We start from the raw sequence: 17,226 nt of genomic DNA, 5'->3' as shown, positions 1-17,226 counted from the left end.
GAAGATACTGATAAAAGCCCAATACAAAAATCAATTCCCCGTTGTTTTGCAGCTTTTCATGGTAACTTTACTAAAAAGAAATTACTGTAAGCCTATACTAATACCCGTTTAAACTCATAGGATATATTCAAACAGCAGGTTAACCGCTCGCTTTTGCTAAAAAGGTTGTTTGAAATGTATGAAATGTGATTTTTATCATTAAAAAAATAACGCATCTACTTGCAACGAGTGCACTTTATGGGGTAACTTGCGCCCAATTTCACAGCATGCCCCACCGGGCATAAAACGGAGCAGGTTTTACACGATCTTCGCGCTGCTTTGCTGCCGGTTTGCAGGCCCTACATACCCAAAAAGGCCGTTAATGCAAACAGAACTTTGGCAGGCTGTGTTGTTAAACTACCTCATTTAAAAAATAGCGGCAACTCAAAAAATGACCAAAACTGTTTTTATTACCAGCACAGAAGCCAACAGTGGCAAATCTATCATCTCTATAGGCTTGGTTAATATGCTGTTGGGTAAGGCTCAAAAAATAGGTTTCTTTAAGCCTATCATCAGCGAAACCCAACCCGGCACCAAAGATCAGCACATTCAAACCATACTAAAAACCTTTGAGCTGCCCATGGCTTATGAGGATACCCATGCCTTTAACTGGCAGGATGCCATGAACCAGGCCGAAGGCGATAGCCAGGGCGAAATGGTAGATACAATTATACGCAAGTATAAAAACCTGGAGGATAAATACGATTTTACCGTGGTAGAAGGTACCGATTACCTTGGCGATGGTTCTGCTTTTGAGTTTGACGTAAATGTACTCATCGCTAAAAACCTGCGTGCACCGGTTATAGCGGTGGTATCGGGCGCTGATAAAACTACGGCGCAAACCATCAATTCGGTATTAACGGTGATGCGCAATTTCGAATCGCGCGAGATACAGGTTTTGGCCGTGGTGGTAAATAAAGTAAAGCCCGAGCAGGTAGAAGATGTGCAGGAGCTATTGGCCGCTCAATTATCTGCCGAAATGATACTGGCCGTAATACCGGCAAGCAAGAGTTTGCAAAGTCCGTCGATAAAAGAAATTTGTGAGAAATTGGATGGCAAACTGCTCTTTGGGCACGATCAGCTTTCAAACCAGGTAGACCATTTTGTTACCGGTGCCATGAACGTGCCTAACTTTTTGGGTTACTTAAAAGAGAACGTATTAATAGTTACGCCCGGCGATCGAGGCGATATCATCATATCGGCTTTACAGGCCAACCTGTCGGTAAATTACCCTAAAGTATCGGGGTTAATACTTACCGCCGGTTACGAGCCGGAAGAGCAAATTCTTAAACTGATAGAAGGTTTGCAAACCGTGATCCCAATAATAGCGGTAAAAACCGGAACGTTTGAAACCAGTAATGCGGTGGGTGCTATCCGCTCAAAAATTACTGCCGATAATACCAAGAAGATTCAGCTCGCTATTGATACGTTTAACAAGTATATCGACATCAATGCCCTGGATGAGCGTATTGTAACCTTTAAACCATCGGGTATTACGCCGCGCATGTTCCAGTACCAGCTGGTAAACTGGGCAAAAAGCCAAAAGAAACACATTGTACTGCCCGAGGGTAACGACGAACGTATTTTACGTGCCGCCGCCCGTTTAGTTAATCAAGAGGTGGTTGACCTTACCTTACTGGGTAACCCCGATGATATACTGGCCAATATAAAAAGGCTGGGACTGAACCTCGATCCCTCAAAGATCAACATATTTAACCCTGCCGATGCCGACCGTTACAATGAGTACGTGAACATACTGTACGAGTTGCGTAAAAGCAAAAACGTGAACATGGAAATGGCGCGCGATTTAATGACCGATGTATCTTACTTCGGTACCATGATGGTGTATTGCGGCCATGCAGATGGTATGGTTTCGGGAGCCGTACATACTACCCAGCATACCATTCGCCCGGCATTGCAGTTTGTAAAAACTAAACCGGGTACATCACTGGTATCGTCGGTATTTTTTATGTGTTTGCCTGATAGGGTATCGGTTTTTGGCGATTGTGCCGTAAATCCTAACCCTACTGCCGAACAACTGGCAGAGATAGCCATTTCATCGGCCGATAGCAGCAGCATGTTCGGTATTGAGCCGCGCGTGGCCATGTTATCTTACTCATCAGGAACATCCGGCGAAGGTGAAGATGTAGAAAAGGTTCGTCGCGCTACTGAAATTGTGAAAGCTAAACGCCCTGATCTGAAGGTTGAAGGACCTATTCAGTACGATGCCGCGGTTGACCCTGTAGTGGGTAACAGCAAGCTGCCGGGATCGGAAGTGGCAGGCCAGGCCAGTGTATTGATCTTCCCCGATCTTAATACCGGGAACAATACTTACAAAGCAGTACAACGCGAAACAGGTGCATTAGCCATTGGGCCGATGTTACAAGGCCTTAACAAGCCGGTAAACGATTTAAGCCGTGGTTGTACGGTCGACGATGTTTTCAATACCGTGGTGATCACCGCTATACAATGTCAGCAATAATTTAAATTAAAAAAACAGCTCCTTTTACATGAACATATTTGTTATCAATTCCGGCAGCAGCTCTATAAAATACCAGTTATTTAAAATGCCGGCAATACAACCGGTTTGCAGCGGACTGGTAGAGCGCATCGGGCTTGACGATGCCACCATCACCCATAAAATATTTAAGGACGGCGAAGAAAAGGTAATTCAAAAAACCACCGAGATAGACGATCATGAAGCCGGTCTGAAACTGGTGAACGACCTGTTGACAGATGCCTCCATAGGCGTAATACACGATCCTGCCGATATTGAAGTGATTGGCCACCGCATAGTGCATGGCGGCGAGGCTTTTACCACCACAACGGTTATAACAGCCCAAGTAAAGGAAAAGCTAAAAACCACATTTCAATTAGCGCCGTTACATAATCCGGCAAGTTACTTAGGTGTTGAAGTGGCCGAGAAGATATTTACCAATGCTACACAGATAGCGGTTTTTGACACGGCCTTTCACCAAACTATGCCCGAAAAGGCTTTCCGTTTCGCGTTGCCGAATAGCTATTATACCGATTACAATATCCGCTCGTATGGGTTTCATGGTACCAGCCATAAATACGTTACCGAGCAGGCCGTTGCTTATTTAAATAAGCCCGATGCCAAACTGATCAGCATACATTTGGGTAATGGCTGTAGTATGGCTGCCGTGCAAAATGGTAAATGCTTTGATACCAGTATGGGCTTTGGTCCGCTAAGCGGATTAATTATGGGAACCCGTTCGGGCGATTTGGATCCTACCGTAATATTTTACCTGGTAAACCAATTAGGATACGATATTGAGCAGGTAAGCAACATGCTGAACAAACGCAGCGGTATGCTGGGCCTAACCGGTTACAGCGATATGCGCGATATTACCGCCGCCATTAACGCAGGCGATGCGAACGCGAAATTGGCTTACGACTTATATACCTACCGCATAAAAAAATACATCGGCGCGTATGCTTCGGCGTTGAATGGGGTAGATGCCATCATCTTCACCGCAGGCGTAGGCGAAAACGACAGCCTGGTACGTGAACTGGTTTGCGCTGATATGGATTATTTAGGCATCAGCATTGATACCGCGGTGAACAGTACCCGGGCAAAAGGCATAAGAGATATCAGCAGCACAGATGCAAGAGTGAAGACATTGATCATCCCTACTAATGAAGAGTTGGAAATTGCTACGCAGTGCGTGCAGTTGTTGAAGGGGTAAAAGAAATGTAGTGCGGTGAAAACACCGACCACAGGCTATAATATTGTTTAAACTTACGAAGTTTTTAAAACTTCGTAAGTCTTCTATAAAACGTTAATATCTCCTAAAACCTCCCCGAACTCCGCGCAAACCTCTGTTATCTCAGCGGTTAAAACTTAGCAAAACGAATAAGATCCTTCACTACGAGGATGACAGTTGGAGAGGTGAGAACTCTTCTAAACTCTCCGAACTCCTTGAAAACCTCCGCTACCTTAGCGGTTATAAACAAAGCAGGATAGAACAATCCCTAAAGCATCCCCATACGTTCCGCCAGGTTTTGTACGGCATCCTGTCTTGATAATCCTTCGTAAAACATTACAAACTCAACCGGACCGCCGTCTTTACCGCAGCCGAAGCATTTGAAACTGTTCTTTTCGGGCGATACCATTAACGACGCGCCGTTATCAGCGTGAAACGGACAGCTGCCTTTTAACATCTTGCGGCTTTCCTGCAATGGAAGATATGAAGTAATTAGTTTGACCAGATCAGCCTTGGCCAATACAATAGGGGTAAGTTGCTCTAAAGACATTTTTATCAATAACACCCAAACATACAAAAACGACAGTTGCCGCCCACGCTAAACACGCAGGTTGTGGAAAAATAGTGCGTTTAAACACCTTTTGATGTGGTTATTAACAAAAATGAGGGTATCAAAGTCCCGGGTATATTTAAAATAACACTTTACATACTAAAAAACATAAAAAAGCCCGCGATCAACCGATCGCAGGCAATATATTAGGGGTATTTATGTGCTTTTTGTTTTAGATAGCCTTGGTTTTAACCGCGCTGCTATCGCGGATCTCTTCGGTAGCGGCCTTAATAATATGGTCGCCTTCCGTAAGCGGACCAAATACTTCGGTTTGATTATCGGCCTGGCGGCCTGTTTTTACAGGCACCCAATACGCTTTGTTATCGGCTACCTTAATAAGGTACACACCTTGGGTAGAGTTCAACACCGCTTTTGATGGCACCACAAAGGCATCGTTACCACTAACCGGGATATGCACTTCGGCCACCATACCGGGCAAGAGTCTTTTGTTGGTATTGATCACGTCCATCTCTGTACGCTGCGATCTTAAACGTTGATCTAAAGCACCCGCCAAACGGGTTACTTTGGCTGTGAAACTTTCACCCGGGAAAGCTTTAACTGTAAAACTGATCTCGTTTTTGTTGTTCAGCACACCGGTATAACTTTCGGGTACGCTAACGGCAAGACGCAGTTTCTTTTGTTCCTGCAAGGTGAAAACCGGTAATTCCGATCCTTTGCCCGACGGACCAACGTAAGCACCAGCGCTAACATTACGTGCGGTGATTACACCATCAAAAGGAGCACGTATTTGCAGGTAATTCTTGTTATCGCCCACCTCGCGGTAAGCCGCACGGGCCGATTCTAACTGTGCCAGGTCTGAATTTTGTTTGGCTTGCGCCAAATCCAATTCGTTTGGCGATACCGTGCCCGGTGTTTTACTGGTTTCGAGCAGGCGTTTGTAAGTAGCCTTGCTGGCCATGTATACCGCTTCCTGCGATTGCAACCTCGATTGCGCCCCCAATAGCTGCGAACTGTACTCCGGCGCTTCCATAACGGCAAGTAACTGGCCTGCTTTAACTTCCGAACCTATATCTACATACAGCTTTTTTATAAAGCTGCTCACTTTGGCGTAAAGGTCAACCTGTTGGTAGGCTACCAGTTCGCCGGGCATATCAATGGAGGTTTTTAAAACGCCTTTTTTGAGGGCGACAACTTCCTGGGCAGGCGCTTCTTCGGCTTCTGCTTTTTTCTCTTCTTTACCTTGCGACGAACCACAGGCTTGCAGCGTGGCCGCGATTGCTAATAGCTTTAAGAAATTTATTGCTGATGACTTATTCATAAACATTTTTTATGACAGGTTACTTGTGTTAACATAATATTTGCTCTCTTCATCTTCCGGATCTAACGAAACGCTTTGTGTGGTGGCTTTGCCTTGTCCCCATGCAAATGCAAGCGGCAGTATAAATAAGGCGGCAAAGGTAGACGCGATCAAGCCGCCCACTACGGCGCGGCCCAATGGCGATGATTGATCACCGGCTTCGCCCAGTCCGCTTGCCATAGGTATCATACCTACCACCATGGCCAGCGCGGTCATTACAATCGGGCGCATCCGCAGGGCGGCAGCTTCTTTGGCCGATAGGGTAGCGTTGCCGTTAACCTTGCGCAATTGCTCGGCATTGGTAATTAACAACACCGCGTTGGATATAGATACACCCACCGACATGATCATACCCATATACGACTGCAGGTTAAGCGTTGATCCGCAGATCATCAACAGTGCCAGCGAGCCTAAAATTACCGCCGGAACTGTTGCCAGTACCACCGCCGATACTTTGAACGACTGGAAGTTGGCCGCCAGCATCAGGAAGATCACAATGATGGCTACAATTAATCCGCTCTCTAAACTGCTCATGGTTTCGGTTAACGTTTGGCTTAGGCCTATCATTTCAATGTTAAGTCCCCTTGGCAGTTCGCCTACTGCGGCTATCGCTTTTTGTACATCTTTAGCAGCCGCGCCTAAATCTTTATTGTTAAGATTGGCCGTAACAGATAATACCGGCATGGCACCCAGGTTATCATTTTCACCATAGGTAGTGCCGGGAGTGATGGTTGCTACGTCGCTCAATACCGGGCGATCTTTGTTTTTGAGCAATGGCGTTTCGCCAATGTTATTAATACTGGCCATTTTACTTTCGGGCACCTGTATCTGCACATTGTAGCTGTAGCCCGATTTTTCATCCACCCATATATTCTTTTCCGTAAGGCGCGATGAGGAGGTAGTGGCGGTTAACGAACGTGATATATCATTCATATCCACACCCAGTTGCGCAGCGCGTACCCTGTCAATCTCCACATTAATTGAAGGATATTTGGTTGATTGGCCCAACTGCACGTCGCGCAGGTAACTGATCTTGTTCAGTTCGGCTATCAGCTTTTGCGCGTAAGCCTCGTTCAGTTTTTTGTTTCGGCCGGATAACCTTACCTCAACCGGGGTAGGTGATCCCTGGCTTAGTATTTTGTCGGTTAGTTCTATCGGCTCAAAAGAGAGTTTTAAATCGGGCATCTCTTTGCCTATTTCATGCCTTATTTTATCTTTCAGTTCATCCAGGTTGGTATGATAATCTTCATTAAGTGCCACCTGTATAACGGCTTCGTGCGGCTGCGCCATCCATAAAAATATCGGACTGATAGAGAACGTGGAAGGGTGAGTACCTACATAAGCCGATGTAATAGCAACGTTTTCTTTACCGGTAATACCTTTTATGGCCTCAATAGCACGCAGTGTTCTTGCTTCGGTACGTTCAATACGGGTACCTTCAGGAGCACGTAAACGCACCTGGAACTGGCTGCCGTTCACTTTTGGCAATACATCGCGGCCAATGCTGGCCATCATTAAACCGGCTGCCAAAATAGTAATAAGCAGGTAGCCGATAACGATAGGCTTGCGCATGGGTATCAAACGATCAATAAAGCGCATATAGCTGGCACGTACACGTTCAAAAAAGCTCACTTTGCCATCGCGGTTACTGTCGGCACGTTCTACCAGTTCTTTCTTTTGCGCCCAGGTATCGTGTTCGCCCTCTGCGGTTAAACCTGCGGCTTTAAATTCTTCGGCATCGGTCATGTCCTCACCATTTGGCTTTTTATGATGCTTTATCTTCATCAGCCAGTTAGCCATAACCGGTACAAAGGTTTGTGCCAAAAAGTACGATATCACCATACTAAACCCGATAGCCAAAGCCAACGGCAGGAATAGTGAGCCCGGTATACCACCCATACTGAACGCCGGCGCGAACACCGCCAGTATACAGAACAGGATCAGCAATTTAGGGAAGGCGATCTCCTTACAGGCATCCCAAATGGCCAGGGCCTTGGGTTTACCCATATCAAAGTGCTGGTGTATGTTTTCGATGGTTACCGTACTTTCATCCACCAAAATACCAATGGCGAGCGCGAGTCCGCTAAGTGTCATGATGTTGATGGTTTGCCCAAACAGACTCAGGAACAGTACCGCCGATATAATAGCGATGGGAATAGTTAATATCACGATACAGGCACCCCTTACGTCGCCCAAAAAGAGCAATACCATTAACCCGGTAAGCAGCGCGCCTATAGCACCCTCGGTGAGTAAACTTTTTACAGAGTTGATTACGTAGGTAGATTGATCGAACTCGTAACTGATCTTCACGTCATCTGGCAGCTGGCTTTGTATCTTAGGGATGGCTTTCTTCAGGTTTTGTACCACTTCCCAGGTACTGGCATCCGCGCTTTTGGCTACGTTAAGGTAAACCGAACGCTTGCCGTTCACCAGGCCATAACCAACGCTAACGTCGGCGCCATCTTCAACAGTGGCCACATCTTTAAGGTACACGTTTTGTACGCCGCCTTTAAACAGCGGAATGTTCTCAAAATCTTTTATAGTATGCTCGGTAGTATTTACCGGTGTAATGTAGTTTTTATCGCCGATGCGTACGTTACCCGATGGCGCGGTAAGGTTGTTCACGCGCAGGGCTTCCACCAGTTGGTCGGTGGTCATGTTATGCGAACGCAGCATCTCGGGGTCGGCTTTAATTACCACGGTACGCACGTTACCACCAAATGGCGGCGGCGCAACCAAACCCGGTATAGTGGTGAACGATGCCCGCACGTAAACGTTAGCCAAATCGAGCAATTCGTTATTGTTGCGCTGGTTACTGCTTAATATCAGTTGACCAACCGGCAGGGTAGAGGCATCAAACCTGATGATGAACGGCGGGTTAGAACCGGGAGGGAAGATAGCCTGGATACGGTTAGCGAACGCGCTTACCTCGGCCGCGGCCTGCGCCATGTTGGTGCCGGGGTAAAAGTTGATCTTCATAAGGGTTAAGCCCTGTATGTTTTTGGTTTCGATACTTTTAACACCGTTTACAAACAGCAAGATGTTAATGTATTGCTTACCAAACATGGCCTCCATTTGCGATGGAGTATAACCCGAAAACGGGTGCGACAAGTAAATTACCGGCAGATCAAGCTTCGGAAAAATATCAACCTTAATGGTAGTTGCCGATTTGATACCGAAAAACAGCAGGCCGGCCACCAGCACCATAATGGTTATAGGTTTACGAAGCGCGAAACGAATTAAATTCATTATTGTAGATTAAAGTTCATTGATAAATAGGTTGAAATCGCCTGCGGCGGCGGCTTTTAGCAACAGGGCCTGCCATACATTATTGTAGGCTATATCCCTGTCGGTTTCGGCACGTATCAGCGCGTAGCGGGCCTGGGTAACATCAACAAGGGTTGATAACCCGTTTTTGTACAGTACCGATTTTTGCACCCATGCATCTGAAGCCGCTTTTATTTGCACCGGCACCTCGCGGTAGTTGGCCAAAGCGTTCTTTATCTTTTGGTCGGATAGGTTCAGTTGCGCGTTCAATTCCTGCCTGGTAAGGTTATACTCATCCTGCAAGCCCTGGCTAATGTAGCGTTGTGCCTTTACCTGCTGCGATATGCGCAGCGGTTGGGTAATGTTCCAGGTTACGCCAACCCCTATCAGGTAGTTAGAGCGGGTGGGCTTAATACCATCAGAGTAACTGGTGGTATAAGCGCTTTGATCTTGCGCGTAAGAACTGCTGAAGCCCGAACCCCTGGTTTGAAATACACCTACCAGCGAAAATACCGGGTAGTTAAATGTTTTATAGTACGCGGCCTGCCTGTCGCTTACATCAATGCGGCTTTTGTACCAGCTTAATAAGGGGTGGTTGCTCACCACATCGGGCGAGTTCACCGCGCTGATGCCTGTGGGTACTTTGGTAATGAACAGGCTGTCCAATATAAAATTGTTGTTGTCGGCACCTATCAGTACGGCCAGTCGTTTGGCTTGTTCCTGTTCGGCATCAAGCGCCTGGGTAAGTAGTATCTTGGCGCCCGATATTTCGGCATTGGCCTGTGATGAATCTACCCCGGCTATCAAACCTCCTTTGGCCCTTGACAATACCACCCGCCTTGAAGTATCGGCGCGGTTAAGGTTTTTACGGTATGATGCCGTAAGGCGCTGCGCCGCCAGCAGGTTAAGATAAGCGGCTGTTACCCTTACTTTTTGCTGGAAAAGTTCCTGTTGAAAATCGTTATTGTCACGTTCGGCAACGGCCTGGGCGGTCTTGATCTTTTCCTTGAATCTGCCGAAGGCGAAAAAATCCCAGTTAACGTTGGTTAAATAGAGCGCGCCAAAAGCGGCGTTCCAGTTTTGATGATCGAGCGGTAAACCCGATGAGGCAACCGATAATCCACCGAAACCATAAAGTGGGCCATTTTGACCGTTAACTGTTCCGTAATCTTGTTGGGCGCCTATGTTTAAGTTGGGCAGGTAATCGCGCTTGGCCTGTACCACGCCGGCCTTTGAGGCATTAGCGTAATTGGCTTTCGCTTTTACGGTACCGTAATTATCAACGGCTTGTTGAATGGCATCTTTTAAACTTAGTTTTTGTTGTGCCGATGTACTATCTGCAATCAATAAAACAGACAGTAGTAGTAAAGGTTGTAGTATCTTCATGTAAAACCCCAAAATTTGCGGGTCACTGTGGGTAGTAATCCTTGTGCAAGAGTACTATACCATTTTGAAGCAAACTTGAAGTTTTAATACAGAATTGGTGGTTTTATTGAAGTAGTGACAAAAATATTACACAAGTGCTATGTTTTTCTCAAAGTTGAGGTCTTCGCCGGGTAGCGGGCAGTCCGTAAATACCTGATGGTCAGAAAAACTCACCTGTAACACATGGTAACCATCGCAATAAGTATAACTCACATTAAACTTATTAACGGTGCATATTTGTTTAACAATAGCCAGGCCCAAACCGATGCTATCGGCCGAGTGGCTGCTCTTTTTAAACCTGCGGAAATATAATTCAGGATCGGCATCGGGCGGCAGGCCGGTATTTTTTACGGTTAGCGATTGCGCCGTAAGGCACACATCAATATGGCCGTCCTCTACATTATACCTTATGGCGTTGCTTAACAGGTTGGTAACCAGTATTTCGGCCAGTACGGGGTGTATTTGCAGGGAAATATTTTTATCTACATTGGTATTAACAGCAATATTTTTAAGCTGGATCCAATGATCGAATGAACTGATAACGCTGTTGGTGATCTTACAAAAACGGATATTCTCGTTGGTTTCAAACTCCAAATTATCAAGCTTGGTAAGCAGCAGGAGCGAGCGGTTGATCTTAGCCAGTTTATCAATGGCGTTCTGCATATCCTCAATCAGCACCGATTGATTTTCGCTGATGCCGGTTTCGGCCAGTAATTCCAGTTTACTGCGGATGATAGCGAGGGGCGTTTGTACTTCGTGCGAGGCGTTCTCGCTAAATTCTTTCACGCGCGAATAATCTTCGATGGCCTTATCGGTCATCTTCTTTAAAAAAAAGTTGAGCTCTTTAAATTCGGTAGTAGTAGTGGCGGGGAGTTCTATCTTTTCGCGCTGGCGCAAGTTGAAGTTTTGGATAGTCTTTAAAGTCTGCTGAAAAGATGACAGCACATACCGCGAGATCAGCCTTCCCGAAACCGCTACGAATACGGTGATCAGCACCATTTTCCAAAACAAGGCACGCATCATCCCCGCTATAATTTGTTCGCCCCGGGTAATGTAATTGTAAGTAGCTATGCTGTAGGCCGTGTTATTAATGCGGTAATAAGAAGTTACATCTAACCGGCATTCATCACGTTTAAGGTCTTTATTGTAAACCGCACGTGTAGCCGAAACCATTTTTGTTGCAGGCAGGCTGCCGATCTTTTTTATATCGATAGGCCTGTCGAGCATGTAACGGTGCGGGGGAATGCCCGCCCTTAACTGCGTGGCTACCTTGTCGTTTATTTCTTGCAAGCGTCCTACTTCCGACTCGTTTATTTTATCTTTAATACTGTGGTATGATATAACCATACTGATAGGTGTTACCAAAAACACCACGCCCACCAGCCACAGCGTAAGTTTATCAACTAATTTCATGCTTCTGTTTCTGCTGCTGTAAACCTGTATCCTAAACCGTAAACGGTATCAATATAATCGGCCCCGTTTAGCAGGCTTATTTTTTTACGTAAATTTTTAACGTGCTGATATACAAAATCTAAGTTAGCTAAATTATCGGTATAATCGCCCCACAGGTGCGCCGCTATGGCTTGTTTTGACAGCACGCGATTTTTGTTCACCACAAAATACATCAGCAATTCAAACTCTTTGCGGGTAATATCAAGCAGTTGGTTGTTGATGAAAGCCTGAATAGTATCGGTATTCAGGCTGATCTCGTTGAAGGAGATGATATTGCTGTTATTGCCGTTAGAATGCTTGCGGCGATAAATAGCACGCAAACGGGCATGCAGTTCTGATAGGTGGAATGGTTTGGTGAGGTAATCATCGGCACCGCTTTCCAGGCCTTTTATCTTATCATCAAGGGCTTCTTTGGCTGATATGATGAGCACACCGCTTTGTATCTTTTCGGCCTTGATGAACTTTAACAGATCGAGCCCGCTGCCGTCGGGTAACATAATATCGAGCAAAATACAATCGTACGCGAAGGAGAGCAGTTTGTTTTTAGCCTGCGCCACGTTTTCGGCCAGTTCGCATATATAACCGGCCATTGAAAGAAAATCGTGTATGCTGCCCGCCAATTCTTTATTATCCTCTAACGCAAGTACTTTCATTTTTCAAATATAGAACGCAATTCTGTATCAATTTTGAAATGGACAAAAAGCTTACGCTAACATGATGTTTTTCAGGGCGATACTTCATCCGCTAAACATAATCAGAAAACAAGGCTACCAGTCCCGTCCAGCCGGTTTGATGGTCGGCGCCGAGGCCACGGCCTGTATCGCCGTTGAAAAACTCGTAGAACAGGATATAGTCTTTAAAGTGCGGATCGTGGTTATATTTAGGATTGCCGCCAAATATGGCACGTTCGCCTTTGTCATCTTTCAAAAACAGGCATTTCAGCCTTTCGCTTAACTTATTGGCTATCTGCGCGAGTGTAAGGTAATCGCCGGACCCTGCCGGAAATTCTACCTTAAAATCATCGGTATAATACTCGTGAAAACGGTACAATGCGCGGATGATAAGGTAATTGATAGGCATCCATATAGGGCCGCGCCAGTTGCTGTTGCCGCCAAACATGTAAGAATCGCTATCTCCCGGAACATATTTAACCGAAAAATCTTCACCATTGAGCTTGTAATGATAAGGCTCTTTATCGTAATGTTTTGATAAAGAGCGGATACCAAAGCGGGAAAGAAACTCGTCGCTATTGAGCATACGGCGAAGCAATAACTTCATGCGGTGCCCGCGCAGCAGCGAGAAAAGGTGTTTCTGATCGCCATTGGTATCTTCCCAGCGGCTTACCAGTTCTACCAGGTCGGGGCGTTGATGCATAAACCAATCGAGCCGGTTGGTAAGGCCGGGCAGGGTTTTCCAGCGGGCTTCGTCAAATACGTTGGTGGCAAACATGGGGATCAGGCCAACGAGCGTACGCAGACGTAAGCGATCCCAACTGCCGTCGGGCTTACGCAGCAGGTCGTAATAAAAACCATCCTGATCGTCCCACAAACCAATAGCATCTAACCCCATATTGGCAATAGAGCCGGCTATGTACAAAAAGTGTTCGGCAAATTTGATCGACATGCTTTCATAAGCCTTGTTTCTCACGGCCAGTTCCATGGAAATGCGCATCATGTTGAGCGCATACATGGCCATCCAACTGGTGCCATCGGCCTGCTCTAAAAAGCCACCGCCAGGTACAGGGGCGCTGCGGTTAAACACGCCTATATTATCCAGCCCTAAAAAGCCGCCTTCAAAAATGTTGTTGTCTTTACTATCCTTACGGTTTACCCACCATGTAAAATTGATGAGCAGTTTTTGAAAGATCTCTTCTAAAAACTTAATGTCTTTATTGCCGGTAGCTTTGCAGTCGGCCTCGTATACGTGCCACGCAGCCAGGGCATGCACGGGTGGATTAACATCGCTAAAATCCCACTCGTAAGCGGGCAGCTGCCCATTGGGGTGCATGTAATTGGCGCTTACCAGTAGCAACAACTGCCTTTTGGCAAACTCCACATCAATAGGGGCGAAGGCGATGCAATGAAAGGCAAGATCCCAGGCAGCAAACCACGGGTATTCCCATTTATCGGGCATAGATAGGATATCCTCGGCCACAAAATGTTTCCAATGGCTGTTGCGGGCGTGCTTGCGATTAGCCGGAGGTGTTGGCTGACCGGGATCGCCGTCGAGCCATTTTTTGATATTGTAATTATAGTATTGCTTGTTCCACAGCATTCCTGCCAAGGCCTGGCGCTGCACCAACCGCTCGTCGGCATTAGTCACCTTTGCCTGTTTTGCGGCATAAAATCCGTCTGCCTCGTTACGGCGAACCGTAAACGATCTGTCAAAATCTTCAAAGGGGCGTTTATGTTCCGTTTTGGTTAGGCGAAGGCGTATGGTAGCGCTGCTTTTAGCCGGGATATTCAATTTATACCAGGCCGCTGCCTTTGTGCCTGTTTTGTTGGGATTAACCGCTTCTTTATCGCCGTTTACCACCCGGTTATTAATACCATCTTTAAGGTAGGCCGAACGGTTATCGGCATTATAAAGCCTGTGGTTATTGGTTTCGTTATCAGTAAATAGAAACTCGGCATCGCCCTCTGCGTAAAAATAATACCGGCCCAGGCAATCGCATTTGGTTACAATTTCGTGCGAGGTGTGCTCAAATAGCAAGGGTTTTGAACCGCCATCCTGCCAGGTATTACGAAACCATAGCTGCGGCAACAAATGTAAAGGTGCATCGGCAACGCCGCGGTTATGGATGGTGTATTGTATCAGTATATCCTCTTCGTTGTGTTTGGCGTATTCGGTAAATACGTCAAAATAGGCATCTTCATTAAAAATGCCTGTGTCGATAATTTCAAATTCTGGCTGCGTTTTATCGCGGCAGCGGTTCTCTTCAATTATACGGCTGTAGGGGTAGGCTTGCTGCGGATATTTATACAGCATTTTCATGAAGCTGTGCGTAGGCGTATTATCAAGGTAGTAATAAATCTCCTTAACATCTTCACCATGGTTGCCTTCGCTGTTAGTGAGGCCGAACAGTCTTTCCTTTAAAATGGGATCGTTGCCGTTCCATAAACCCAGCGCCAGGCATAGCTGTTGCTGATCGTCGCAAATGCCCGACAAACCTTCTTCGCCCCAGCGATAGGCCTTACTGCGGGCCATATCGTGTGTAGTGTAGTTCCAGGCATCGCCGTTGCTGCTATAATCTTCGCGAACGGTTCCCCATTGCCTTTCAGATACGTAAGGCCCCCATTTGAGCCAGTTTTGTTTGCCTTCGTAATGATCTTTTAACCTCTTTTTTTCTGCATCCATAGTTTTTACCGGTAGAAGTATTTCGGGGGGGACGATTTTGCTAAGGTATTAAACATAAAAATGCGCCGCTACATTAAATGTTTAAAAATTACCTAACACTTACTTAGCTGGTGAAATAGTGAGCGAAAGGGTATTTGTCATCATAATGTTGAGAAATAAATAAATCGTATTTTTTATTTGGAACGATTGTTCCCGAATTATTACATTTGTCCTGTCAATAATTAAAAAAAACAATCTTTTAAAAATAAAACAATGAAAAATTTAACAAACAAAGTGGCCGTAGTTACAGGTGGTAACAGTGGCATTGGTTATGCAGCCGCAAAAGAATTGGCAGCACAAGGCGCTAAAGTGGTAATTACCGGTCGTAAAGCCGAGGCAGTAAAAAACGCGGCAGCCGAACTGAATGTAACCGGCATCGTATCTGACCAAGGTAAGCTTGATCAAATTGATAACCTTGTTGCCGAAGTAAAAGCCACTTACGGCAGTGTTGACATCCTGTTTTTAAATGCAGGCGTTGCCAGCTTTAGTCCGGTAGAATCAGCCACCGAAGATCACTTTGATACTATCATGAACCTGAATGTTAAAGGTGTTTATTTTACTGTTCAAAAATTTCTGCCAATTATTAATGATGGTGGTTCTATCATCTTCAATACATCGGTAAACGCGGTATTAGGTATGCCAAACAGCAGTGTTTATGCAGCAAGTAAAGCAGCAGTACTATCTATTAACAAAGTGTTGTCAGGTGAACTTGCTCCTCGTAAAATAAGGGTTAATGCTATATCTCCCGGCCCGGTTGAAACTCCTTTATATGGAAAAGTTGGTTTGAGTGAAGAAGAAGTGAACGGCTTTGGTGCCATATTAGGCCAGAAAATATTACTGAACCGTTTTGCGCAAGCCGAAGAAATTGCTAACGTGGTAAGGTTCCTGGCCTCTGACGATGCGTCATTTGTGAATGGTACCGAAATTACTGTTGATGGCGGTTTAACTGTAAACAAAATAGTTTATTAATTTTTAGCACTTAATTTGGAACGATTGTTTCAAATTGGTATGAATTTTGTATCATTAAAAACCAAAAGCAGGCGCAGGCAGGCTTTTGGTTTTTGCCATTAACAGGCAGAAGTAAAAAGGATTAAAGTATTTAAGATCATGGCACGTAAAAAAGATTTCGACGAAGAGGCTATACTTGATAAGGCTGTAACATTATTTTGGCGTAAAGGCTACCATGCCACTTCCGCGCAGGATTTGGTGGATGAATTGAAGATCAACCGTTCAAGCCTGTATAATACGTATACGGATAAGCGTACGCTGTTTACCAAATCATTAAAGCAATACCAGGATAAGCAAACCAATGCCATGCTCACCATGCTTAAAAGTGCTGCTGATGCCGAAGTGGCGGTAAAAAAGATCTTTGATGGATTGATAAAGGAAAGCATAGAAGATCAACTGGCTAAAGGTTGCTTTATGGTGAATACAGCTGTTGAACTTGCCGGGCAAGATAAAGAAATAAACGATATGGTTGCGCAAAACAACCTGAGTGTGGAGGATGCCTTAACCGATATGATAGCGAAAGGGCAGGAGGCCGGTCAGTTCTCGATGAAACATTCGGCACGTACGTTTGCCCGCTTTATATTCGCGGCTATTACTTCTATAAAAGTTGCCGCCCGTTCGGGCAGTGATGCCCAAACATTGCATGATATTGCTAATGTGGCGGTGTCGTCGTTAAAGTAAGAGAGTATGTGTGATAGCGAGTTTTAAAATCCGGGAAATATTAAAGTGAGATGATGAGTATGGCCTGTCACCCTGAGCTTGTCGAAGGTGTGTGGGTAAAGGCCTCTGCGCACAATCCTTCGACAAGCTCAGGATGACCCTTTGATAAGCACATTAAAAAACGCGTCATTGCGAAGAATGAAGCAATCTCTACTTAGGTTAAGCTTGTGCTGTAATTAACGTTAGTCTGCTCTTGGCCGCAGAGGCCCATTACTTTTGAGGGCAAAAGTAACAAAACCCTTGTCCAGCAAAAGGCTTCTTTG

At 45.6% G+C, this 17,226-nt stretch carries 11 protein-coding genes; 4 read left to right on the top strand and 7 right to left on the bottom strand.

Annotated elements, in window-relative coordinates:
- Positions 1-430 precede the first annotated feature (430 nt).
- Together pta and AC07NA_RS13990 are read left to right on the top strand one after the other, a co-directional pair.
- Positions 431-2,521, top strand: a complete 2,091-nt coding sequence (pta, locus tag AC07NA_RS13995) for a phosphate acetyltransferase (protein WP_494898171.1) — start codon at positions 431-433, stop codon at positions 2,519-2,521.
- A gap of 28 nt (positions 2,522-2,549) precedes the next feature.
- Positions 2,550-3,749 carry an acetate/propionate family kinase gene (locus AC07NA_RS13990; protein ID WP_494898169.1) on the top strand — a complete coding sequence of 400 codons (1,200 nt, stop codon included), beginning with the start codon at positions 2,550-2,552 and terminating at the stop codon, positions 3,747-3,749.
- 286 nt (positions 3,750-4,035) lie between these two features.
- Here AC07NA_RS13990 and AC07NA_RS13985 read toward each other — a convergent pair whose 3' ends face one another.
- The 7 genes from AC07NA_RS13985 to AC07NA_RS13955 form a co-directional block, all read right to left on the bottom strand.
- Positions 4,036-4,317: a CHC2 zinc finger domain-containing protein gene (locus AC07NA_RS13985; protein ID WP_345211130.1), complete on the bottom strand. Its 282-nt coding sequence runs from the start codon at positions 4,315-4,317 to the stop codon at positions 4,036-4,038.
- Positions 4,318-4,549: 232 nt separating this feature from the next.
- Positions 4,550-5,656: an efflux RND transporter periplasmic adaptor subunit gene (locus AC07NA_RS13980; RefSeq protein ID WP_494898167.1), complete on the bottom strand. Its 1,107-nt coding sequence runs from the start codon at positions 5,654-5,656 to the stop codon at positions 4,550-4,552.
- 9 nt (positions 5,657-5,665) lie between these two features.
- Complete coding sequence (locus AC07NA_RS13975) at positions 5,666-8,944, bottom strand: efflux RND transporter permease subunit (RefSeq protein WP_494898166.1); 3,279 nt, start codon at positions 8,942-8,944, stop codon at positions 5,666-5,668.
- 9 nt (positions 8,945-8,953) lie between these two features.
- On the bottom strand, positions 8,954-10,348 hold the full coding sequence (locus AC07NA_RS13970; protein ID WP_494898165.1) for a TolC family protein: 1,395 nt from the start codon (positions 10,346-10,348) through the stop codon (positions 8,954-8,956).
- Positions 10,349-10,474: 126 nt separating this feature from the next.
- Positions 10,475-11,800: a sensor histidine kinase gene (locus AC07NA_RS13965; RefSeq protein ID WP_494898164.1), complete on the bottom strand. Its 1,326-nt coding sequence runs from the start codon at positions 11,798-11,800 to the stop codon at positions 10,475-10,477.
- On the bottom strand, positions 11,797-12,492 hold the full coding sequence (locus tag AC07NA_RS13960; protein WP_345211125.1) for a response regulator transcription factor: 696 nt from the start codon (positions 12,490-12,492) through the stop codon (positions 11,797-11,799). Before AC07NA_RS13960 ends, AC07NA_RS13965 begins: the two co-directional genes overlap by 4 nt.
- A gap of 91 nt (positions 12,493-12,583) precedes the next feature.
- Positions 12,584-15,196 (bottom strand): MGH1-like glycoside hydrolase domain-containing protein, encoded by a 2,613-nt coding sequence (locus AC07NA_RS13955; protein WP_494898163.1) that lies wholly within the window; start codon positions 15,194-15,196, stop codon positions 12,584-12,586.
- A gap of 252 nt (positions 15,197-15,448) precedes the next feature.
- Here AC07NA_RS13955 and AC07NA_RS13950 point away from each other — a divergent pair, with 252 nt between their 5' ends.
- Both AC07NA_RS13950 and AC07NA_RS13945 read left to right on the top strand, forming a co-directional pair.
- Entirely contained in the window at positions 15,449-16,204 is a 756-nt protein-coding gene (locus tag AC07NA_RS13950; protein ID WP_494898162.1) for an SDR family oxidoreductase, read from the top strand.
- A 138-nt stretch (positions 16,205-16,342) separates the two neighbouring features.
- The gene (locus AC07NA_RS13945; protein ID WP_494898161.1) at positions 16,343-16,924 is read left to right on the top strand and encodes a TetR/AcrR family transcriptional regulator; all 582 of its coding nucleotides are present in this window, start codon (positions 16,343-16,345) and stop codon (positions 16,922-16,924) included.
- Positions 16,925-17,226: the final 302 nt, after the last annotated feature.

The sequence above is a fragment of the Mucilaginibacter sp. GW821-FHT07G05 genome, assembly GCF_059418565.1.
Note: the sequence above shows the minus strand (reverse complement) of the source record. Positions and strands in the feature narration are given on the sequence as shown.

Coding starts and splice junctions, on each gene's coding strand:
- AC07NA_RS13965 (WP_494898164.1), bottom strand. CDS start 11,800: ATGAAATTAGTTGATAAACTTACGCTGTGGCTGGTGGGCGTGGTGTTT.
- AC07NA_RS13970 (WP_494898165.1), bottom strand. CDS start 10,348: ATGAAGATACTACAACCTTTACTACTACTGTCTGTTTTATTGATTGCA.
- AC07NA_RS13955 (WP_494898163.1), bottom strand. CDS start 15,196: ATGGATGCAGAAAAAAAGAGGTTAAAAGATCATTACGAAGGCAAACAA.
- pta (WP_494898171.1), top strand. CDS start 431: ATGACCAAAACTGTTTTTATTACCAGCACAGAAGCCAACAGTGGCAAA.
- AC07NA_RS13945 (WP_494898161.1), top strand. CDS start 16,343: ATGGCACGTAAAAAAGATTTCGACGAAGAGGCTATACTTGATAAGGCT.
- AC07NA_RS13950 (WP_494898162.1), top strand. CDS start 15,449: ATGAAAAATTTAACAAACAAAGTGGCCGTAGTTACAGGTGGTAACAGT.
- AC07NA_RS13990 (WP_494898169.1), top strand. CDS start 2,550: ATGAACATATTTGTTATCAATTCCGGCAGCAGCTCTATAAAATACCAG.
- AC07NA_RS13975 (WP_494898166.1), bottom strand. CDS start 8,944: ATGAATTTAATTCGTTTCGCGCTTCGTAAACCTATAACCATTATGGTG.
- AC07NA_RS13960 (WP_345211125.1), bottom strand. CDS start 12,492: ATGAAAGTACTTGCGTTAGAGGATAATAAAGAATTGGCGGGCAGCATA.
- AC07NA_RS13980 (WP_494898167.1), bottom strand. CDS start 5,656: ATGAATAAGTCATCAGCAATAAATTTCTTAAAGCTATTAGCAATCGCG.
- AC07NA_RS13985 (WP_345211130.1), bottom strand. CDS start 4,317: ATGTCTTTAGAGCAACTTACCCCTATTGTATTGGCCAAGGCTGATCTG.